This is a genomic window from Streptosporangium album, assembly GCF_014203795.1.
Lineage (GTDB): Bacteria > Actinomycetota > Actinomycetes > Streptosporangiales > Streptosporangiaceae > Streptosporangium > Streptosporangium album.
In genome coordinates this window covers 105,563-125,710 of record NZ_JACHJU010000005.1, presented here as the reverse complement: position 1 = coordinate 125,710, position 20,148 = coordinate 105,563, and the positions used below count along the sequence as shown (strand labels likewise).

Genomic DNA, 20,148 nt, shown 5'->3' with positions numbered 1-20,148 from the left:
CTCCCCCGTCAACCGGAGAGATCCGGCCGCACCGGCACCCCGGTCGGCGCTGACATGCTCACGTGGTTGCTCCCAGCGGCGGCCGGGCGCTTCCTTCGTTGTTCAGTGGGCAGAGGGCGTGGTATCTCATTTGGCGGTGTGAAGGATGTCGCTGAGAAGGTTCGCGGTGGTCTCCCACAGTTCACGCTGAATCGCCTCGGAACATCCTGGTTCCGGGCAGGTGAGGGGTTTGGCGTCCTTGACGGAGAAGTAGCCGCTGGTGGTGGCGGCGAATGCGGGGTCGGTCGCGAGCCGTACGATGATTCCGGCACCGCGTTGAGGGGCGCCGATCTTCAACCGTGTCAGGATTTTTTCCAGGATCCCGGAGAAAGGCAGTTCGCGTCCGAGTCCGCTGGTGTTGAAGCCGGGGTCGCAGCAGTTGGCGGTAACCCCCGTGCCTGCCAGCCGCCTGCCAAGTTCTTGGGTGAACATGATGTCCATCAGCTTCGACCGGCCATAGAGCTTCGAGGATTCCCGCCGGTTGTAGTCGTCGACGAGGGTGAGATCCCTCGCCGGGTCGATGCCACCGGAATGTCGAGAGGCCTCGGATGCGACGGTGACGACCCTGGCGGGTGCTGAAGCCACGAGCTTGTCGCGGAGAGTGTTGGTGAGCACCCAGGGGGCGAGGTAGTTCACCGCGGTCATTTCGGCGAAGCCTTCGGGCGTGATCCGCTGGGAGAACGCGTGCAGCCCGGCGTTGTTGATCAGCACGTCGATCCGTTCGAAGCGAGTGGCGATCTCTTGTCCAGCGCGGCGAACATCCTTCAAGGACGTCAGGTCGGCGAGGAACAGTTCGGCGGAAGTGCCTGGAGCCACCTGATCGATTTCCCTGAGCAGGGTTTCGGCTTTTACCGGGTCGCGGGCGACGATGCCGAGGTGGGCGCCGCGGTGGGCAAGCTCCAGGGCGGCGATTTTGCCGAGGCCGTTGGTGGCTCCGGTCAAGACGATGACGGGTCGGTCGTCCATCGGATCCTTTGACTCCATATCTTGAGGTACCTCATTAATGTAGCATTGCTGAGGTACCTCAGAGAATGCGCCCAGCCGGAGGAGAGATGACCATGGTCGATCAATCTGAGGCCGAGCGAGTGGGGCTGCGGTACTTGTCGTCGGCTTACCGGGTGCGCAGAGTGGTCGACGAGCACATGATGGCGAGCGGGCTCTCCCTCGCACGCGCAAAGGTGCTGCAGGTGCTCGACCAGAAGGGCTCGCTTCGGCAGACGTCCCTGGCCGCGGAACTGGGCATGGCCGCACGTTCGGTCACCCAGGCGGTCGAGTCGCTGGAACGAGATGGGCTGATCGAACGGAGCTCAGATCCAATGGACCGGCGCGCCAAAGTCGTTGTTCTCACCATGAAGGGTTCTGCGGCACTCGCCACAGGTATGGCCGCTGGGGAACAGATACTCCAGCGGATATTCGGTGCGCTCGGGCAGAAACAGTTGGACACCTTGGATACGTTGCTCGCCGCCATCGACGACGCCGCTGCGGCAACGTAAGTACGGCCGACGCCGCCGTACCATCGTCTACCTCACGACGAGTCGAGGCAGGCGTTATGGCAGCAGAGCGGCGTAAAGGCCGGCGAGCTGACCGGCGAGCTGACCGGCGACGGCCGCGAGCGCGTCGAGGTGTCCGCGCCCGCCCTCCACCCCGCCCAGATCGTCTACAAGATTCCACGTGGCCCGCCCGCCTCACCGAAGAGGACCGCCGGGGCCTGTCCACCCCGCTCTGGACCCACCTCAACCTGTACGGGCGTCTGGAGCTGGACATGAACAGCCACTTGGCCCTCGGTCAGGGAGAGCAGGCGGCGCAGTGGCCGGATATTTTTGACAGCATCCTGCCATAGCGACAGAATGCTGTCATGAATCCTGAGATCGTACATGTCGCCGTCTATGACACCCTGGCCGACTGGGAGGTGGGCCATGCCATCGCGCACATCCGCAGCGAGCTCGGCCAGCGCAGGCCTGGCCGGTATGACGTGCGGACGGTGGGGGAGAGTCTCGAGCCGGTGATCACGGTCGGCGGGATGCGGATCCTGCCCGACCTGCTCCTGGATGAGGTCACGCCCGAGGGCAGCGCCATGTTGATCCTTCCCGGCGCCCACATCTGGGCCGAAGGCAACCAGGCCTTCGGGCGCAAGGCCCGTGAATTCCTTGACGCGGGCGTGCCGGTCGCGGCGATCTGCGGCGCCACGGCCGGCCTCGCACGCGAAGGCCTGCTCGACGACCGTGACCACACCAGCAGCGCGCCCGAGTTCCTCGCCGCGACCGGGTACGCCGGTGCGGGCCGCTACCGGAACGCTCCAGCGGTCACCGACGGTGATCTGATCACGGCGAGCCCGACCTCGCCGGTGGAGTTCGCCCGTGAAGTGCTGGCCAGGCTCGGGGTGTACGAGCCGGAGGTGCTCGACGCCTGGTACCGGCTGTTCGGGCAGCAGGACGCGAGCGCGTTCGCGGTGCTGGCGGCGAGTACGCGATGAGCCACCCCACGCAGGATCAGCCACAGCCGGGCGAGCTCATGGCCAGAGCGGCGGTGACCGTTTTCCGTCTCAACGGCCAGTTCTTGCACGTAGCGGAGGGGCTGGCCAGGCCGGCGGGCCTGACCGCCGCCTGGTGGCAGGTGCTCGGCGCGGTGCTGCATGAACCCCTCCCCGTGGCCGGCATCGCCAAGGTCATGGGCATCACCCGCCAGAGCGTCCAGCGGATCGCCGACCTGCTGGTCGACAAGGGACTGGCCGAGTATCGGCCCAACCCGGCCCACAGCCGAGCCAAGTTGCTGGTACCGACCCCCGACGGGCTGGCCGCTGTGGAACGTATCGTGCCGGACCAGCGCGCATTCGCCGACCGGCTGGCCGACCGGCTCGGTCCGGACGAACTCCAGAACGCGCTGCAGGCGCTGGAGAAGCTGTCGCAAGCGCTGGAGGCCCTCGATGCCGACTGAAACAGACCTCACCCCCTATCGAATCGAGATCCCGCCACCCGCCCTCGCCGACCTGTCCGACCGTCTGCGCCGTGCCCGATTCGATGACGTCGGCCGGAGTCACGTCCAAGGCCTGGTTGACTACTGGCGTGACGGCTACGACTGGCGTGCCCGCTGATCCTCACCCACGGCTGGCCAGGCTCGTTCGTGGAGTACCTCGACCTCATCGATCCGCTGACGCGACCGGACGACCAGGTGCTCGCCTTCGATGTCGTGATCCCCTCGATCCCGGGCTTCGGATTCTCCGGACCAGCCGACGGGTGGGACGGATACCGCACCGCCAAAGCCTGGGCGGAGCTGATGCGACGTCTCGGCTATGACCAATACGGGGCGGTCGGGAACGACGTCGGATCGACCATCTCCCTGGAACTCGGACGGACGGCCCCCGACCGCGTCGCCGGTGTCCACGTCACCCAGATATTCTCGCTCCCCTCCGCAGACCCTGCGGAGCTCAATGGAGAACTTCGCCCCGCCCAAAGCGGCCTTGATGTTTCCCAACCTGGCCGGCGACGAGATCGTCACTGCCATCGAGGCCCAGACCAAAGTGCAGATGATCCGCGCCGATGACATCGCGGCCTTCGTGGCCGCGGCGCCGGAACAACCCGAACGCTTTGCCGGGCACAGCATCGAACTGGCGGCCGAAGCGCTGACCATGCAAGTTGGGTGACAACACGCCGCACCCTGTTCGTATCCACCAAGCGCTAACGTCCGGATCCCGCCGCGAGGGCTTTCACGTTCTCGCCCGTCCTTGAGACCGCCCCCGATTCCGGGACGGGCGCGATCCCGGAGGGGAGGCCCAGGTCAAGCTGTCCCGGAACCCGTCCCTCAACAGGGGTGTGATTCTTGAGCTCCGGGACGGTTTCCAGGACGATCGGGGGACGGAACCCGCCCCTGCCGTCGTCATCAACATGGACGGCCTCGCGGCCGCAGCCGCGCAAGGACGCCGAGGCGGCCGAGGCGGCCGCCGGCCTGGTCGTGCCTGTAAAACGAGTACCGGCCGTGGACATTGATGTGCTTGCAGATGAACGGGCTGAGCCTGGCGACGTCCTCGTTGCGCACCGGGTGGCCCTGGGCATGTAGCTGGGTGAGGGCGTCGTCGATATAGGTGGTATTCCACAGAACGGGGTGGCCGTCGCGTTGCAGCATACGCACCACGTCGTAGGGGCTGACCTCGCTGGTGTAGATCGAGGCGACCAGGCGGGTGATATCCGGCCAGTGCTGCCGGACCTTGGCCATGTCGAGGCGCCCGCGGGCCAGGGAGTTCAGCACCCCGTGGTCGGCATCCGTCTTGGTCTTCCACGGTTTCTGGTCCGGCAGGCCGGCCAGGGCGGCTCACCCGCTCCGGGCGTGGCTCATCCGGTGAGGCGGGCGGCGCGGAGCGCGTCGGTCACGAGCGTGACACCCAGGCTGGTCAGAGCCAGGGCGACCGCCGGCACCACGGCGAGCCGCGGCGTGACCACGAGCAGGGCCGTCGCCTCGTTCACCATCCCACCCCAGTCGACGTCCGGCGGGGGCAGGCCGAGGCCGAGGAAGCTCAGCGAGGTGGCGGCGACGAGGGTCTTGGCGAGGTCACCGGTGGCGACGGTCAGAGCGGGCCCGATCGCGTGCGGGACGATGGTGCGGCGCAGCAGGTGAAAGGATGACGCGCCCATCGCCCGGGCCGCCAGCACGTGGTCGGATGCCGCCGTCCGTATGACCGCGGCGCGGACGACGAGGCCGCAGCTCACCCATCCCAGCGGCACGAGGGCGATGAGGAGGGTGGTGAAGCCGGGTGGCAGCACACCGGCCAGAGCCAGCGCGAGTGTGAGGCCGGGCAGCGCGAGCGCCACGGTGGCCGCCAGCCGCAGCAGCCGGTCGGGCCATCCGCCCACCAGGCCTGCCACGGCGCCGACGACCGTGCCGGCCGAGGTGGTGACGGCGGTGACGGCGAACGCGAACAGAAGTGAGACGCGGCCCGCCGCGGCCGTTCGGGTGAGCAGGTCGCGGCCGAGCTGGTCGGTTCCGAGCCAATGTTCTCCGCTCGCGGGGAGCATCGCCCGCGCCAGGTCCGGCCGATGGGAGTCGTACGGCGACAGCACGGGCGCCGCGAAGCAGAACAGGACGACCGCGCCGAACAGCAGGGCACCGGCCACACCACCGGCGGGCATCCGTGAGCGGTGGCCCGTCATCGTCGCGCCCGAGGGTCGGCTGCCGACACGCACAGATCGGCCAGGGTCAGGACCAGCACGGTGGCAAGCGCGGTGAGCAGCACATATGCCTGAACCATCGGGATGTCCCGCTGCCGGATCGCCGCCACCGCGAGCTGTCCCACACCGGGCCAGGCGAACAGGGTCTCGACGATCACCGCACCGGCCAGCAGTTCGGTGAGCACGACCCCGGCCGCGGTGATCGCACCGGGGGCGGCCACGCGCAGCATGTGCACCACGATGGTGCGGCGCGCGGTCAGCCCCTTCGCCACGGCGAGCTTGACGAAGGGCTGCCGCGCGGCGGCCGCCAGATCGGCCCGTAGCAGTCGCAGCAGCGTGGCCGTCCCTGCCAGGCCGAGAGTGAGCGCGGGCAGGATCACGGCTCCCGGAGAGCCGTCTCCACCGGTCGGCAGGGCCCGCAGGCCGATGGCGAACACGCTGATCAGCAGGATGCCGGAGATGTACGGCGGGACGGCGGCGATCGCCACTGTCGCGACCTTCGCGATCCGGCTGTCGAGGGCACGCGGCCGCAGCGCGGCGCGGACCGACACGAGCACGGCCAGCCCGACCGCGATGAGCGAGGCCGTCCCGGCCAGCCGCAGCGTCGCCGGGACTCGTGACAGGATCTCAGCGGCCACCGGCGCGCGATCGACGTTGGAACGGCCGAAGTCGCCCCGCAGAACGCCGAGCGTCCACTGAAGGTACTGGGAGAAAAGCGGCTGGTCGAGGCCGAGCTCGCCCCGCAGAACGGCCACGCTCTCCGCCGTGGGCTGGATGCCGCCCCGGCGGAGGATCTCCTCCGCCGGGTCCCCGGGCGCCAGTGACGTCAGGAGGAAGGTCAGCACCGACAGCACCAGCAGGACGAGGAGCGTCTCCGCCACACGCCGCAGGGCGGCGGTCACCGCGACGGCGCCAGCTTCGCGAGATCGACCAGGTACAGCGGATTCTGCGCGAGGCCCGTCACCGAGGTGCTCATCGCCACCGGGTTGTCCTGGTAGGCGAGCGGGATCATCGGCCGGTCGGCGGCGAGCAGCCGCTGGACCTCATGGTAGAGCTCACGGCGCTCGGCCACGGCGCCGGTGGCCGCGGCCCGGTCGATCAGCCGGTCGAACACGTCGCTGCGGTAGCCGAGGTTGCGGTCGTGGTTCCAGGCCGCGTCCGAGCGCAGGAACCGGCGGAACAGGTAGTCCGGATCGCCGTTGGGCACGCTGTAGGCGCTCAGGAAGATGTCGTAGTCGCCGGCCTCCATCACCGCCTTGGTCGCCTCGACCACGTTCACGCGGGCGGGCAGGCCCACCTCCTCCAGACCGGCCCGCAGCACCTCGGCGATGTCGGCGTAGGGGAACTGGCCGGTCTCGGAGGAGGAGATCAGGATGGAGACCGGCTCGGCCGGACGACCGGCCGCGCCGACGAGCTCGCGAGCCCTGGCGGGATCGTGGGCCGTGCGGACGCCGGGATCGGAAAGGGCTCCGAAGATCGGTGAGAGGAACGGCGACCCCGGCGTCGCCGTACCCGCCAGCAGCTTGTCCGCGATGGACTCCCTGTCGATCGCCAGATCCACCGCCTCACGCAACCTCGGATCCGCGAACGGCTTGCGGGAGGCGTTGAAGGTCAGGTAATGGGTGAGCACGGAGGGAGAGCGAGTGATCCGGAACCTGCCGTCGGCGGCGACTGCGGCGACCTGCCCGGGAAGCAGGGCCCCCTTGTCGATCAGCCCCGCGACCTCACCGGCCCGCAACGCCGCCACCCGCGCGTTGGCGTCGGGGATCGTCTTCACCACGATCTTGTCGAAGGCCGGCTTGCCGCCCCAGTAGCCCGGGTTGGCCGCCAGTTCCACCTGCCGGTCCTTCGACCAGGAGACCAGCGTGTACGGCCCCGTGCCCACCGGCTTGCCGGCGAAGTCTCCATCGGCCTTGAACGCCGACGGAGCCTGGATCATGCTGTAGAAGTCGGCCAGCCTCGCAGGCAGGTCGGCCACCGGCTCGGCCAAGATGAACACGACCTTCCCGCCCTCGGCTCGCACTCCGGTGAGCTTGCCGTAGGCCGCTTCCATCCCCGCGTCGAGGCTGAAGAAGGCGGACGGCCTGGGCGCGATCCGCCGGAACCGCTCGATGTTGACGACGACCGCCTCGGCGGTCAACGGCGTCCCGTCGCTGAACCTCACACCGCCGCGCAGGGTGAACGTCCATCTCCGGCCCCCGTCGGAATGCTCCCATCCCGTCGCCAGCGCCGGGGCCGGGCGCATCCTGTCGTCCAGGGTCACCAGGGGCTCCCACACCCGCAACGTGCGATGGGTGAAGTATGGATCCTCCGGGCCCGCCGCGAGATCGCGTGGAGCGGCGAGGGTGAGCCGCCCTGCCTCCTGCCCCGCGTCTCCCCGGCCGCCGCAGGCCACCAGGGCGGCCAGCAGGACCGCCCCCAGCACGGCCATGGCCCTGGGCCGGATGCCTCCGCACGTCCTCATCAGGACCGGAAAGCGCAACCCGCGCCGACTCCTGTTCACATGATCATCCTTTGCGGTAGAGCACAACGGGTCACATATCGCCGAGTCGCCTGGGCAACCCACAGCGCAACGTGAATAAAAATGATAATAATTTTCATAGTTTGGCCTGTTTTCAATGTGCCATGAGATCGCATCACAATTTCGGAAGCGATCACCAGACCCTGATGTGGGCCGTACCGATCACGTGAGGCCGTCGTACGACAGGTGCACCACACTCGCGCCGTGGTCCTTGAGGGTGGTGATCGCCTCCAGCAGGGCGCGCCGGCCGATGGCGTCGACACCGTTGAACGGCTCGTCCAGCAGCAGCAGCCGCGGCTGGGCGGCGATCGCCCGGGCGGGCAGCACCCGCTGGCGCTGCCCGCCCGACCGGGACCAGGCCGAGGATCGCCTTGATGAGGGTCGACTTTCCCGCCCCGTTGGGGCCGATCAACGCGACCCCCTCGCCCGGATGGACGAGGCCGTGAATCTTCTCCAGCACCGGCACGTCACCGTAGGCGACACCGGCATGCTCCATCGGAGGTCTGCTTGGCCGACAGCTCGGCGGAGGTGTCGAAGCTGGGGGTGATGGAGCCGACGAACGTCAGGCGGTAGCGGTCGATGTAGTAGCCGGACACGTCATGATTGGTCACCGGTTTGCGCCGGTCGGCGGGGATCGCGTCGATGCGCTGGGCGATGTCGGCGTCCAGGGCGTCCAGCTTGGCGCTGTAGGCGTCCAGGTCGGCCTGGTAGGCGGCGGCGTCAGGGGCGTCCTTGGCGGCGAAGGCCTTCTCGATGTTCGCCGCCATGATCTTGACGTTCTGCGGGTTGTGCCAGATGTGCGGGTCGCCCGCGGCCTCCTCCGCCGAGCCGTCGCCCTTACGGATGGCCACGCCCTGGCTGGCGTCTACGACCTGCCCCTTGAATCCGGCCGAGGAGATGACCTGGTCCAGCCACCTCTCCAGGCCCACGCCGTTCTTGACCACGACGTCGGCGTCCGCGACGGCCCGGATGCCGGCGGGCGAGGGCTCGTAGTCGTGCGGGTCGACGTTCGGCTTGAGGATCTGGGTGACGGCGACCTTGTCGCCGCCGACGCTGCGGGCGAAGTCAGCGACCTGCGTAGTGGTGGCGCCCCCCCTGAGCGGACCGGCCGCCGCCGCAGTCGCGGCCTGGCCGGCTGCGGCCGTGGACGAGGACGCCTGAGCGGTATCGGTCTGAGCGCAGGCTGTGGCCAGCAACGCGATCAATCCGACACTTGTGGCGAGGCTGCTCCGGGGCGAGAACACGGGGCACTTCTTCCTTTTGATGCTGCTATCAGGGGATTCGCCGGCATCCTCCACTCAATGAAAATGATTGTCAAGTTCGTTATCATTGTCACGCCTTGTACCGGTGGTACGTAGAGCGCCCTCTTCCCCGACCGGCCAGCAGGGCCAGCTCCTCGCGGCGCGGCCCGGCCGCGCGCCCATGGCCGCCTCCGGGGGGACCCGGTCGCGCCAGCGCCGCACCGTCTGCCCGAACTCCGTGGTCGCCATGCCACCACTGTGCACCACCCCGCGCGGATATGCCTGGTACTGGCAGTCCCGGGAAGACGGGACGCCTGGCTGACCACACCGCCGGACCGGAACCTGGAGGCATGACTACGGCACTGATCACCGGAGCGAACAAGGGGCTCGGCTTCGAGACCGCCCGCCGGTTCATCGCGGCAGGCCACACCGTCTACGTAGGCGGCCGGGACCCAGAGCGCGGGCGACGGGCCGCCGAACAGCTGGGGGCGCGGATGGTCGTCATCGACGTCACCGACGACGCGTCCGTCGCGGCTGCGGCGAAGACCGTCGAGGCGGCCGGCGGCCTCGACGCGCTGGTCAACAACGCCGGCATCGAAGGAACACCGACGGACGCCGCGGAGGTGACCGCCGATATGCTGCGGCCGCTGTCCGAGACGAACGTCTTCGGCGTGGTGCGCGTCACCCACGCATTCCTGCCGCTGCCGCAACGGTCCGCCGCCCCGGTCGTGGTGAACGTGAGCAGCGGCCTGGGCTCGAAGACCCTCGTCACCACCCCCGACACCCCGGCGTACGCCTACCCGGGCGTCGCTTATCCGGCGTCGAAGACCACGGTCAACATGATCACCGTGCAGTACGCGAAGGCGTTCCCGGGCATGCGGATCAATTGCGTTGAGCCGGACTACACCGCAACCGGCCTGAACGGCCACAGGGGTACGCAGACCGTCGAGGAGGGCGCCGAGATCATCGTCCGTATGGCGCAGGTCGGTCCAGACGGACCCACCGGAGATTACTTCGACGCCGCCGGCCCGGTCCCCTGGTAAGTGAGGTGGTCGTAACGGCCGCCCCGCCGGAGCGCTGACCGCTCACACCCGGAGCACCTCGCGCAGCTTGCGGGCGAAGGCCGTCGGGTGGGTGACGGGCGCCGAATGGCCGCCGGGGAAGGGCTCCGTCTTGGTCCCGAGGCGGCCGGCCAGGGCCAGGCCCGCGTCGTGGGCGAATTGGCCAGCCGAGCCTTCCCCGACGGCCACAACCACGCGGGACGAGGCGGCGCCCAGCCGGGCGATGTCGGGCAGGAAGGTCGTGAACTGCAGCGCTGTGTGGGCGAGGAAGAACTCGACGTTGTCGCCCATCCGGGCGAGCTTATCCTGCATCCGTTCGGCGGCCTGCGGGCTCTCGGGTGCGGGGCCGCCGGCCAGGCCGGTGCCGGCGGCGAGCGCGCTGATCGCCGGGCCGGCGCCGTACTGCCGGTAAAGGTCGTAGACCTCTTCGGGGAGTTCGCGGCGCGGGTCGCCATCCGGCAGGAGCTTCGCGGCGGGGGGCTCGTGGGCCACCACGGTGTGCACGCCGCCGGGGTTGGTGGCGGTGAGGGCGAGGCCGATCTGGGCGCCGCTGCTGTTGCCGAACACGAACGCCGGATCCTCCCCGACGGCCAGCAGTAACCGATGGGCGTCGTCGGCGTGCACCTCGACCGGCACATCGAGCGACGGGTCGTCGGGGTGGCTGCGGGAGTTGCCGCGGCAGTCGTAGGTCACCACGGTGTACGCGTCGGCGAGCAGTGGGGCCACGTCGGCGTAGTCGCGGGCGTCGTCCGTGCCGCCGGCGATCATCAGCAGCACCGGACCGGATCCGGTCACCTCGTAGTACAGGCTCGCGCCTGGCACGGTCAGATGGCTCATTTGTCGTTCTCCTCCTCGCAGGGTGTGAATTGGGCAGAGATGCCGCGCCGCCACTGCTCGTCCCAGGTCAGGCGGCCCATTCGCAGGTCCTCGATCACTGAACGGACCCAGCCCAGCTCGGCCGTCAGGACCGTTTTGCGATACTCCTCCTCCAGCAGGAACAGCCGGGGCAGGTCCGGGCCGGCGGCGAGCTGCGCCTCGGTGTCGGCGAGCCCGGCCGCGAGATTGGCCGCGCGGAGCTCGAGTTGCGTGCGTGCGTCGTCGGGGGTCAGGCCCACCAGCACCGACACGGCGGCGATGAACTCCGAAGACTGGCCGCCCGTTGTGGACAGCATCTCGCGCAGCCACTGGACCGCGGTCTCGCGCCCGGCGTCGGTGATCGCGTAGATGATGCGGTCGGGGTGGCTCTCCGTGCTCTCTGTCTGGCAGGCCTCGACCAGTCCGAGGCGCTCGAGGCGCTCGACCATCTGGTACAGGCTGAACCGCGACCGCACGTTGACGACGCGGGTCTTGCCGTACTGCTCGATGAGCTTCTGCATCCGGTACACGTGCATGGACTCCTCGGTGAGCATGCCGAGCACGATCAGGCCGAGGGAGGAACGTTTGGCTGGGGTGCGTGGACTCATAATAGTCATAGCATGACTAGTCATGTCATGGCGTGTCCAGCAAATTCGGCGATGCTCTTCAGGCGGGATTGAGCTGTTGGCCTTCGGGGAGAACCGGTGCGGAAATTAGCGGTAGAGGCCGCCACCTGCGGCGTTCCGGGAGCCAGACCCGACAGTGCAGCCGTTTCCGCCGCCTCTATCGGACCAGGGGCCGACTGCCCTGAGCTGCGGAAACATCAGCCCTTCCAGAGGCCTCCGCAGGCGAACCAGCCCTACCGCCAAAATCCGTACCGATCTTCCGGCCGATCCGCCAGGGCGCCCCCAAGACCCTCTAGCGGATGGCCGACAAGCCGCTGTTCATGGTCGCGGAGATGGAGTTGATCTGCGGTGCCTCAGATTGGACGGCAAGCGCGCGGATGGCGGCCTGTCACGCGATCTGAGGCAACTTAGCTGATCGCCGATCTCGTCAGATGACTCAGCCGCGTGCGTATCTGCTCGCCATCGCGTGGAACACCTCCTTCGGCTCCCAGCGCTTCTGGTCGAGCATCCTGACCACGCCGTAGGAGGCGATGTCCTTGTCCCCGACGTGATGGAAGCCCGCGAAGGTGAACCAGAGCGCGGTGTCCACTCCCTCCGCCTCGAAGACGTCCAGCAGTTGGGTGAGATAGCGCACCTGCTCACCCTCGTCCGGCACGGCGTCCTCCGGCACCTGCCAGGCCATGCCGCCCCGCTCGCCCGCGCCCCGGTAGGCGCAGGTGCCGAACTCGGTCACCGCGACCGGCTTGCCGTGCTTGAAGTGCCCGCGCAGCTCCTCCTGGAAGGCGTCGGCATTGTAGGCGGCCCGGTAGGCGTCGACGCCGACGATGTCGAACGGGTCCCAGTCGACGGACTCCCACGGGGCCGCCGCATAGGTGACCGGGCCGCCGAAGCGGGCCCTGACGGTGTCGGCGCTCTCGGCCAGAAAGCCGTTGAGCCGCTCCAGGACGGGGCCGAGGGAGGTCCACCACTCCAGGTCGGCGGTGGTCATCGCCTCCAGCCGGTCGCGGTATGTGGCCCCGGGGATGAAGCCGGCGCCGAACGCGCTGATCTCGCACCCGGCCACGAAGACCACCTCGGCCCCGCTGCGTCGTAGGGCCTCGGCCCGCTCGGCGCAGTCGGCGAAGAACGAGAGCATCGCCTCGGGCGGGAGGTCCACGGGGAAGGGGGCGAACCAGACCTCGAGTCCCGCGGCGGCGGCGAGCTCGGCGGCGAGGCTCAGCCGCGCGGGATCACCCCCGGAGATCCGTACGGCGTCGCAATGCAGCTCACCGGCGATGACGCCCATGTCGTGCCGGACAGCGTCGGGGTCGAACACCTTGCGGGTGATGTCCTGACCGGGGAGGAAGCCGGTATCGTAGTTGATCCCTCTGGCGCGCATGTCACGGTTCTCCTTATCGATTGATGCCGTGTCCCAGCAGGTCGAAGGCGAGCTCGACGTCTCCGGCCAGGCGGTGGCCGGCCTCTTCCAGTGAGGCGCCGGAGACCAGTCGGCGGAAGAACGTCTCCTGGAGGGTCAGCAGGGAGGCGGTGATCTGCGCGGCCATCAGAGCGGCCATCAGCCCGTCACTGTCTTCGGCCAGCACCCGTGCCAGTGCCTGGCGCTGCCCGTAGAGCAGGTCGTTCGCACCGCTGCTGAGCGCGGGGCTGTCGAAGATCACCCGCATCTGGACGATCAGTGCGTCCCTGTCCACCGCCGCCGCGGGCTCGGCGGCGAATGCCCGATAGTGCGCCCGCAACGCCTCCAGCGGCGACTGCCCGGGGGGCCGCGCGGCGACGATCCCCGCCAGATCCTCCTCGCCCACCCCCTGCAGGACGAGCGACTCCTTGGTCGGGAAGTATTTGAACAGCGTCACCTTCGCCACCTCGGCGGCCTCGGCGATCTCGTTGATCGTCACCGCGTCGAAGCCGCGCTCGGCGAACAGCCGCAACGCCGCCGCGGCGATCCGCCGCCGCGTCTGCTCCTTCTTCCGCTCCCGCAGACCTGTCATGCGAGCAGCATAAACATGAACCGGGTTCAAAAACAAACCAAGTTCACTTTTTTGTAGCGGACAAGGCTGAGCCGTGACACCTCAGATTCAGCGGTGGGGCCGGCAGTTCGGCATCATGCCTGTTGCGTCTCATTGAGAATGAGGCACGGAGACGCGCTCACCTGCTGTGCCTCAAGTTGAATGAGACGTGTCAAGGGAGGACCGTCTCACTGATCATGAGGCATACCCTGGTTTCGCCGGCGGCGGCCGGATTGACAGGAAGGTGGCGCGCTTTGCGGCAAGACGCACGCAGGATAGGCCCGGATGCGGTGGCTGAGGCGGCCGAGGTGCCCACCCGGTGTCGAACAACCTGACACCGAGTAGCCGATCGACCATTCGCATTCGGAGCTTTCGCCGTAGAACGCGATATTCTTGTACGCCTGGCGACCAGCCTCGGCCTTCCAGGTTGAACAGCCCTCGCACGCAGACGGCGCCAGCCTCGCGCGGCCGCGGCTTGCCGTCGTTGGTGTGCTTCGGCAGGCGAGGATCGCCCGGCAGCCACTCCTCGTACTCCTCAGCCCATGACACCCACGTCTTCATGTCGCGGGAGAAGACGCCCTTCGGACGGCGGGCGCGCGAGTCAGGCATCGGGTTCACGACGATGGCCGAGCTCGGCGACACGGCCGACCACCGGCGAGCGCTCTACAACCTCAACAGGACGTGCTCGGCCTACATCCCGGACCGGGGAGGGTTCTACACGTACGACGAATACGTCGCCCAGCGCATCGAGGTGCCCACCTTTGACCCGGGCGGCGTCATCCTCGCGACCCGCGAGGGCGCGTGGATCGGAATGTCCACGACTTCCCTGCACCCGACCAAGGGGTACGCGTTCAGCGAGATGACCGGCGTGCTCGGGCCCTACCGCGGGCAGGGTCTGTCGCTGGCGTTAAAGCTAATGGCGATCCGTTTCGTCCGGTCATCGGGCTACCGGTGGCTCGCGACGTTCCACCACCCGCGTAATGCGTCCGCGATCGCGATGAATCGGCGCCTCGGCTTCGTCGACCAGATCAGCGAGGAGTCGTAGGCGAGACAGTCGAGATCAAGAGATCGTGCCGTTGCGTGCCCGGTCGGACGGGGAACCACGGTCACTCACGGGGATGCATGATTACTCCCCACGTCCTGACCCGCATCCCTCACGGCGACCACCAGATCATCTACGCGGGCTCCGGAGTCCCGGCCGTCACCACTGACGCCGGCACCTGGTTCGCCCCCGGCACCCGCGCCATCCGGGTGCCCGCCGGATGCGTCCACGCCCACCGACCCCGCCTCGCCGCCCTCTGCGGCCTCCTGTACAACAACCCCGCAGACCCGCGCGCTCCGGCCGCCTTGGCAACCACAGCAGGAGCCGGTGAACGACCCTGTCTGGGCTGGGGGGCGCCACCCGGTGCAGCGCTACGCGCGGGCCACCACCTGGCAGGAACTGGTCGACGGCCGCTGGATCGCGAGCAGATTCCAGTACCGGTCCTGCAGCACCGCGGGCCGCGGCGTCCACGCGTCGAGCAGGTGCCGCAGCTCCGGGGTGACCGCGGCACCGCGCGCCCCGCCGACCCGTGGCGGATTGAGACCGGCCAGCAGATACAGGTGCGCACGCTCGGGCTCGGTCAGGCGCAGCGCCCCGCTGATCGCGTTGAGTACCTCGGGCGAGACGTTGATGTCGCGGCCCTGCTCGAGCCAGGTGTACCAGGACACGCCGACCCCGGCCAGCACGGCGACCTCCTCACGCCGCAGACCCGGTGTCCGGCGCCTGCCCACCGTCGCCATCCCGACGTCACCGGGCGTGAGCCGCGCCCGGCGGGTGCGCAGGAATTCGCGGAGCTGCTCGCGGCGACGCCGCGTCACCGCAGGGGATCCGCTGGTCATACGCCATGGTAACAACGGCCGGAGTGCCGCTCCTGTAGGGCGGGGTCGGGTCCGCGATCACTGCGGCCTGGTCATGGCGGAGCTCGACGGCGAACGGTACGAGATGTGGGCCGCCTCCTGCGGCGGCCGCGGTGATCCAGTCGTCGAGCAGGTGGCCTTGACGCTGGGGCATCATGACGGCGAAGCCTCGTACATGACGGGCCGAGGATAGACCCTGGACTAATCCTTGAAGATCGTAGGTCCGCAGTCCGGTATATCCGCCGTCCGGCGATCCCCCGGGATCACACCGGATTCCCGCCCCGTCGCCCGAGGACTGTCCGAACGCAGACCGGAGAGATGGTTGGGTCGCTTCAGAGCGGGCAAGGGCGTAGAAATCCCAACCCGATCCCGACAAGGAGTCACAATGCTTACATTGACGGACACCGCAGCCCAGGTGATCCGGGACCTCAGTTCTCAGGTAGCGGACTCCACCGACACAGGTGTCCGCATCTCCTCACAGGCTGACGGCACAGGATCTCTTCTGCTCTCGGTCGTGGACGGCCCGGAGGCCACCGACAAGGTGGTCGAGACGGAAGGCGCGAAGATCTTCCTGGACGCCACCGCCGCGGACATGCTCGACGACAAGTCCCTGGACGCGGACATCGACGAAGGCGGATCGGTGGCCTTCCTCGTCACCGAACAGCGTCCCTGACATGGATCCCCGGCAACGCCGGGAAAACGCGCGGCCCCGGCCTCTGAGCGGCCGGGGCCGCGCGCCTGACTCCCGGCGGGTGTTGATGCCCTCATACCCAGATGGCGGGCTCAACCGGATCACCTCCGGCGAGCCGTCTCCCGCAGAGGTGCGAGCTCCTCTCGCGCACCGCCCGGCCACACGCGTCCGCTCGCCGGCCTGTTCCCTCACAGCCCCTTTCCCGCTACGGCCATCCCCCGACCCGGTACAGCGACTCAGTACGGCCAGGTCCAGTCGCGGATCTCCGGCCGGTCCTCGCCGTACTCCCGGGTGTGCATGCGGGCGCGCAGGCGCTCGTCCTCCATGTGCTGGCGCAGGTGCGCGGCGCTGGCGCCGAGGCCGGGCACCCGGTCGATGACGTCCATCACCAGGTGGAAGCGGTCGATGTCGTTGAGCATGACCATGTCGAACGGCGTGGTGGTGGTCCCCTCCTCCTGGTAGCCGCGCACGTGGATGTTGTCGTGGCCGTGCCGGCGGTAGGTGAGCCGGTGGATCAGCCAGGGATAGCCGTGGAAGTTGAAGATGATCGGCTTGCCGGAGGTGAACACGGTGTCGAATTCGGCGTCGGACATGCCGTGCGGATGCTCCGACGGGGGTTGCAGCCGCATCAGGTCGACGACGTTGACCACCCGGACCCTCAGCTCGGGCAGGTACTCGCGCAGCAGCGCGGCGGCGGCGAGCGTCTCCAGCGTGGGCACGTCGCCGGCGCAGGCCAGCACCACGTCGGTCTCGGTCCCCGCGTCGCTGGAGGCCCACTCCAAGATGCCCAGGCCCCGGGTGCAGTGCGCGACGGCCTCGTCCATCGGCATCAGGTCGAGCACCGGCTGCTTGCCGGCCACGACGAGGTTGACGTAGTCGCGCGAGCGCAGGCAGTGGTCGGCGACCGAGAGCAGGGTGTTGGCGTCCGGCGGCAGGTAGACCCGCACCACCTCGGGCTTCTTGTTCATCACCACGTCGAGGAAACCGGGGTCCTGGTGGCTGAAGCCGTTGTGGTCCTGACGCCACACGTGTGACGACAGCAGATAGTTGAGCGAGGCGACCGGCCGCCGCCAAGGGATCTTCTTCGATGACTCCAGCCACTTGGCGTGCTGGTTGAACATCGCGTCGATGATGTGGATGAACGCCTCGTAGCAGTTGAACAGGCCGTGGCGGCCGGTCAGCAGGTAGCCCTCCAGCCAGCCCTGGCACAGGTGCTCGCTGAGCACCTCCATGACCCGCCCGTCCGGGCCCAGGTGCTCGTCGGTCGGCAGCGTCTCGGCGTCCCAGGCGCGGTCGGTGGCCTCGAAGACGGCCGACAGCCGGTTGGAGGCGGTCTCGTCGGGGCCCATCAGCCGGAAGGTGGCGGGATTGGCGGTGATGACGTCGCGCAGGAAGCGGCCCAGGACCCTGGTGGGCTCGCTCGACTGCGAGGCCGAGGACTTGACCTCGACGGCGTAGTCACGGAAGTCGGGAAGGACGAGCGGCTTGAGCAGCTCACCGCCGTTGGCGTGCGGGTTGGCGGACATCCTGCGCGGCCCGTCGGGCACCGTGCGCAGGATGTCCGCGACGGGCTGGCCTCGCTCGTCGAAAAGCTCCTGGGGCCGGTAGGAGCGCATCCACTCCTCCAGCATGGCCCGGTGGTCGGCGTTCTGGCGGACCTCGGAGAGCGGCACCTGATGGGAGCGCCAGGTGCCCTCCACCGGGAGGCCGTCCACCACGCGCGGGCCGGTCCAGCCCTTGGGCGTGCGCAGCACGATCATCGGCGGCCGCTCTGCCCGGCCGTCCTTGAAGGCGGCGATCTCGTCGAAGACCTCGTCGAGGGTCTCGGCCATCAGCGGGTGCATGACGGCCGGGTCGTCGCCGGAGACGATGTGCGGGCGGTAGCCGTACCCCTCGATGAGCTTGACCAGCTCGTCTTCGGGGATGCGGGCCAGCACGGTCGGGTTGGCGATCTTGTAGCCGTTCAGGTGCAGGATCGGCAGCACGGTGCCGTCGTGCTCGGGGTTGAGGAACTTGCCGGAGTGCCAGCTGGCCGCCAGCGGCCCGGTCTCGGCCTCCCCGTCGCCGATCACGCAGGCCACCACCAGGTGGGGGTTGTCGAAGGCGGCGCCGTAGGCGTGGGCCAGCGAGTAGCCGAGTTCGCCGCCCTCGTGGATCGAGCCGGGCGTCTCGGGTGCGACGTGGCTGGGGATTCCGCCGGGGAAGGAGAACTGCCGGAACAGCCGCCGCATGCCCTCGGCGTCCTGGGAGATGTCCGGGTATTTCTCGGTGTAGGAGCCTTCCAGCCAGGCATGGGCCACCGCCGCCGGGCCACCGTGCCCGGGCCCGGCGATGTAGATCATGTCCTGGTCGCGCTCCCGGATGACCCGGTTGAGATGCGCGAAGCAGAAGTTCAGTCCCGGGGTGGTGCCCCAGTGTCCGAGCAGCCGGGGCTTGATGTGCTCGGGACGGAGCGATTCGGCCAGCAGCGGGTTGTCCATGAGGTAGATCTGGCCGACCGACAGATAGTTGGCCGCCCGCCAGTAGGCATCGATGTGTGTGAATGCATCCATACCTCGGACAGTTCCTCCAGCGCGGGATTCGAACCCTGTGAACCGCCGCCTCTGTGCCACCGGGGCACGCGGCGATCATGGCAACCCGTACCGCGCCGGAGCCCGGCGGCTCCGGCAGGCCCGACCGGACGGGATGGCCGAGAGCTCGCCTGAGGCGGTCGAGGACACGGTGGTCCCGGCGGCCCGCCTCCGCACGGCCACGCCCCCGAGGCCGACCTGGTCCCCTGAGCCCGCGGGAGACGTCTCAGCCGGTGACGTCCACGCCCTTCCAGAAGGCCACGTGGTCCTTGATCTGGGCGGCCTCGGGCTTGGGGTCCGGGTAGTACCAGGCGGCGTCGGGGTTGTCCTTGCCGTCGACGTGCAGGGTGTAGTAGCTCGCCGTCCCCTTCCAGGAGCACACCGTGGTGGTCTCCGACGGCTTCAGATACTGCGAGGACACCGATTCGATGGGGAAGTAGTGGTTGCCCTCGACGATCCGGGTGTCGTCGCTCTCCGCAATGATCTCGCCGTTCCAGCGCGCAGTTGCCATGAACCCAGGCTGGCACATCCGCTTCTCCGGCGCGCACCGGGGTTCCGATCACGTGATGTTCGACGCCCAGAGTGAATACCTGCGTGCCCGGGGGTACCGGGTCGTCACCTGGGACCTGCGCGGCCACGGTCTGTCTCGCCCGGCCGGTGTTCGGTTCACCGCAGAGCAGGCGATCGCGGACCTGTGCGCGGGCCATCCGCCTGGCCACGGTCAGCGATTCCAGGTGCCCGCCGAAGCGGGTCGACCCCACCCGGCGCGCCGTAGATCATTCCGTTAGGACCCGCCACCCGTCCGGGGGGGTGTGAAACGCGGTGGCCGCCCCGGCGGCCTCGGGTGCTCGATCCGGGCCGCCCAGTGCTCGACGGTCTCGCGGTAGACGATCACCGGGTATGTCGCCGCCGTGGTCAGCAGGATCGAGCCCACGGTGTCGGTCGGGTAGTGGGCGCCCAGGTAGATCCGGGCGAGCATCTGCGCGACCACGATGATCGCCCCGACGGCCGCGGCCGGGCGGAACCAGCGGGTCCCGTGGGCCAGCAGGGCCACGGCGACGGCCACCGACAGGGTCAGGCAGACGTGCCCGCTCGGGTAGCTGCCGCTGCCGAGCTCGGGCGTCAGCAGGTAGGCGGCCGGGGGCCGGGGGCGGCCGACGAGCGCTTTGAAGATCGGGCTGACGAGCCAGCCGGCGGCGATCACGGTGAAGGTGAGTACCGCGAGACGGACCCGGCCGAGGACGGCGAGCAGCCCGACGAGGACGGCCACGAGGACCAGCCCCGCGAACGTGCCGAAGACGACGTTCAGCACCTGCGCGATCGCGGTCGGCCAGGGGGCGCGCACCCGCCGGACCGCCTCGCTGACGGCCAGGTCGGCATGCGTCCACCCCGGGGTTCTCGCCACCAGCCCGAGCGCCACGCCCAGGAGCAGCAGCGGGAGCGACGTCCGCAGGACTCTCATGATCATCGGTCCCTTCCC

General features: G+C 68.8%; 23 protein-coding genes and 2 pseudogenes. 9 read left to right on the top strand and 16 right to left on the bottom strand.

The genetic code is table 11. The features are described 5' to 3' along the window. Nucleotides 1-126 precede the first annotated feature (126 nt). A complete protein-coding gene (locus tag FHR32_RS36895; RefSeq protein ID WP_184759147.1) occupies nucleotides 127-1,005 on the bottom strand; it encodes an SDR family NAD(P)-dependent oxidoreductase in 879 nt (292 codons plus the stop codon). Nucleotides 1,006-1,091: 86 nt separating this feature from the next. On the opposite strand from FHR32_RS36895, the gene FHR32_RS36890 reads away from it, so the two are divergent. The 6 genes and pseudogenes from FHR32_RS36890 to FHR32_RS45290 all read left to right on the top strand — a co-directional run bounded on the left by FHR32_RS36890 (nucleotide 1,092) and on the right by FHR32_RS45290 (nucleotide 3,679). After that, the gene (locus FHR32_RS36890; protein WP_221466739.1) at nucleotides 1,092-1,532 is read left to right on the top strand and encodes a MarR family winged helix-turn-helix transcriptional regulator; all 441 of its coding nucleotides are present in this window, start codon (nucleotides 1,092-1,094) and stop codon (nucleotides 1,530-1,532) included. 362 nt (nucleotides 1,533-1,894) lie between these two features. Beyond that, nucleotides 1,895-2,512 carry a type 1 glutamine amidotransferase family protein gene (locus FHR32_RS36885; protein WP_184759146.1) on the top strand — a complete coding sequence of 206 codons (618 nt, stop codon included), beginning with the start codon at nucleotides 1,895-1,897 and terminating at the stop codon, nucleotides 2,510-2,512. Beyond that, nucleotides 2,509-2,973: a MarR family winged helix-turn-helix transcriptional regulator gene (locus tag FHR32_RS36880; RefSeq protein WP_184759145.1), complete on the top strand. Its 465-nt coding sequence runs from the start codon at nucleotides 2,509-2,511 to the stop codon at nucleotides 2,971-2,973. Before FHR32_RS36885 ends, FHR32_RS36880 begins: the two co-directional genes overlap by 4 nt. Next, nucleotides 2,963-3,130: an epoxide hydrolase N-terminal domain-containing protein gene (locus FHR32_RS46940; protein ID WP_312882873.1), complete on the top strand. Its 168-nt coding sequence runs from the start codon at nucleotides 2,963-2,965 to the stop codon at nucleotides 3,128-3,130. The genes FHR32_RS36880 and FHR32_RS46940 overlap by 11 nt, the downstream gene beginning before the upstream one ends. Nucleotides 3,131-3,159: 29 nt before the next feature. Next, nucleotides 3,160-3,414 (top strand): annotated as a pseudogene (locus tag FHR32_RS46935) (alpha/beta fold hydrolase); the annotation flags it as partial. A 52-nt stretch (nucleotides 3,415-3,466) separates the two neighbouring features. Further along, nucleotides 3,467-3,679 (top strand): Rossmann-fold NAD(P)-binding domain-containing protein, encoded by a 213-nt coding sequence (locus tag FHR32_RS45290; RefSeq protein ID WP_246468395.1) that lies wholly within the window; start codon nucleotides 3,467-3,469, stop codon nucleotides 3,677-3,679. Nucleotides 3,680-3,915: 236 nt separating this feature from the next. Here FHR32_RS45290 and FHR32_RS36865 read toward each other — a convergent pair whose 3' ends face one another. The 7 genes and pseudogenes from FHR32_RS36865 to FHR32_RS36835 form a co-directional block, all read right to left on the bottom strand. After that, the gene (locus tag FHR32_RS36865; RefSeq protein WP_281391188.1) at nucleotides 3,916-4,329 is read right to left on the bottom strand and encodes a Tn3 family transposase; all 414 of its coding nucleotides are present in this window, start codon (nucleotides 4,327-4,329) and stop codon (nucleotides 3,916-3,918) included. A gap of 35 nt (nucleotides 4,330-4,364) precedes the next feature. Further along, complete coding sequence (locus FHR32_RS36860) at nucleotides 4,365-5,159, bottom strand: ABC transporter permease (protein WP_184759142.1); 795 nt, start codon at nucleotides 5,157-5,159, stop codon at nucleotides 4,365-4,367. A gap of 17 nt (nucleotides 5,160-5,176) precedes the next feature. Next, nucleotides 5,177-6,100, bottom strand: a complete 924-nt coding sequence (locus FHR32_RS36855) for an ABC transporter permease (RefSeq protein ID WP_184759141.1) — start codon at nucleotides 6,098-6,100, stop codon at nucleotides 5,177-5,179. Further along, on the bottom strand, nucleotides 6,097-7,701 hold the full coding sequence (locus FHR32_RS36850; RefSeq protein WP_184759140.1) for an ABC transporter substrate-binding protein: 1,605 nt from the start codon (nucleotides 7,699-7,701) through the stop codon (nucleotides 6,097-6,099). The genes FHR32_RS36855 and FHR32_RS36850 overlap by 4 nt, the downstream gene beginning before the upstream one ends. A 180-nt stretch (nucleotides 7,702-7,881) precedes the next feature. Then, entirely contained in the window at nucleotides 7,882-8,046 is a 165-nt protein-coding gene (locus FHR32_RS46360; RefSeq protein ID WP_184759139.1) for a hypothetical protein, read from the bottom strand. A 39-nt stretch (nucleotides 8,047-8,085) separates the two neighbouring features. Further along, nucleotides 8,086-8,215, bottom strand: a pseudogene (locus FHR32_RS46355) (ATP-binding cassette domain-containing protein); the annotation flags it as partial. Then, nucleotides 8,187-8,963: a metal ABC transporter substrate-binding protein gene (locus FHR32_RS36835; protein ID WP_312882872.1), complete on the bottom strand. Its 777-nt coding sequence runs from the start codon at nucleotides 8,961-8,963 to the stop codon at nucleotides 8,187-8,189. The pseudogene FHR32_RS46355 and the gene FHR32_RS36835, both read right to left, overlap by 29 nt. 347 nt (nucleotides 8,964-9,310) lie before the next feature. Between FHR32_RS36835 and FHR32_RS36830 the strand changes: the two genes are divergently transcribed. After that, nucleotides 9,311-10,003 (top strand): SDR family NAD(P)-dependent oxidoreductase, encoded by a 693-nt coding sequence (locus FHR32_RS36830; RefSeq protein ID WP_184759138.1) that lies wholly within the window; start codon nucleotides 9,311-9,313, stop codon nucleotides 10,001-10,003. Nucleotides 10,004-10,045: 42 nt separating this feature from the next. Here the strand turns inward: FHR32_RS36830 and FHR32_RS36825 are convergent, their stop codons facing one another. From FHR32_RS36825 to FHR32_RS36810, 4 genes are all read right to left on the bottom strand, one after another. Next, on the bottom strand, nucleotides 10,046-10,858 hold the full coding sequence (locus FHR32_RS36825; RefSeq protein WP_184759137.1) for an alpha/beta fold hydrolase: 813 nt from the start codon (nucleotides 10,856-10,858) through the stop codon (nucleotides 10,046-10,048). After that, nucleotides 10,855-11,484 (bottom strand): PadR family transcriptional regulator, encoded by a 630-nt coding sequence (locus FHR32_RS36820; protein WP_184759136.1) that lies wholly within the window; start codon nucleotides 11,482-11,484, stop codon nucleotides 10,855-10,857. Before FHR32_RS36820 ends, FHR32_RS36825 begins: the two co-directional genes overlap by 4 nt. A 454-nt stretch (nucleotides 11,485-11,938) precedes the next feature. Further along, a complete protein-coding gene (locus tag FHR32_RS36815; RefSeq protein WP_184759135.1) occupies nucleotides 11,939-12,880 on the bottom strand; it encodes a glycoside hydrolase family 113 protein in 942 nt (313 codons plus the stop codon). A 13-nt stretch (nucleotides 12,881-12,893) separates the two neighbouring features. Then, on the bottom strand, nucleotides 12,894-13,490 hold the full coding sequence (locus tag FHR32_RS36810) for a TetR family transcriptional regulator (RefSeq protein ID WP_184759134.1): 597 nt from the start codon (nucleotides 13,488-13,490) through the stop codon (nucleotides 12,894-12,896). A gap of 577 nt (nucleotides 13,491-14,067) precedes the next feature. On the opposite strand from FHR32_RS36810, the gene FHR32_RS36805 reads away from it, so the two are divergent. Next, nucleotides 14,068-14,553 (top strand): GNAT family N-acetyltransferase, encoded by a 486-nt coding sequence (locus tag FHR32_RS36805; RefSeq protein WP_184759133.1) that lies wholly within the window; start codon nucleotides 14,068-14,070, stop codon nucleotides 14,551-14,553. Between the two features lie 368 nt (nucleotides 14,554-14,921). Here FHR32_RS36805 and FHR32_RS36800 read toward each other — a convergent pair whose 3' ends face one another. Then, nucleotides 14,922-15,389, bottom strand: coding sequence for a helix-turn-helix domain-containing protein (locus FHR32_RS36800; protein WP_221466738.1), 468 nt, complete (start codon nucleotides 15,387-15,389; stop codon nucleotides 14,922-14,924). 403 nt (nucleotides 15,390-15,792) lie between these two features. Here FHR32_RS36800 and FHR32_RS36795 point away from each other — a divergent pair, with 403 nt between their 5' ends. Further along, nucleotides 15,793-16,080, top strand: coding sequence for an iron-sulfur cluster assembly accessory protein (locus FHR32_RS36795; RefSeq protein ID WP_184759132.1), 288 nt, complete (start codon nucleotides 15,793-15,795; stop codon nucleotides 16,078-16,080). A 254-nt stretch (nucleotides 16,081-16,334) separates the two neighbouring features. Here the strand turns inward: FHR32_RS36795 and FHR32_RS36790 are convergent, their stop codons facing one another. The 3 genes from FHR32_RS36790 to FHR32_RS36780 form a co-directional block, all read right to left on the bottom strand. Beyond that, nucleotides 16,335-18,650 (bottom strand): phosphoketolase family protein, encoded by a 2,316-nt coding sequence (locus FHR32_RS36790; RefSeq protein WP_184759131.1) that lies wholly within the window; start codon nucleotides 18,648-18,650, stop codon nucleotides 16,335-16,337. Between the two features lie 244 nt (nucleotides 18,651-18,894). Then, nucleotides 18,895-19,179, bottom strand: coding sequence for a DUF427 domain-containing protein (locus FHR32_RS36785; protein ID WP_184759130.1), 285 nt, complete (start codon nucleotides 19,177-19,179; stop codon nucleotides 18,895-18,897). A gap of 273 nt (nucleotides 19,180-19,452) precedes the next feature. Next, nucleotides 19,453-20,130: a phosphatase PAP2 family protein gene (locus FHR32_RS36780; RefSeq protein ID WP_184759129.1), complete on the bottom strand. Its 678-nt coding sequence runs from the start codon at nucleotides 20,128-20,130 to the stop codon at nucleotides 19,453-19,455. Nucleotides 20,131-20,148 lie beyond the last annotated feature (18 nt).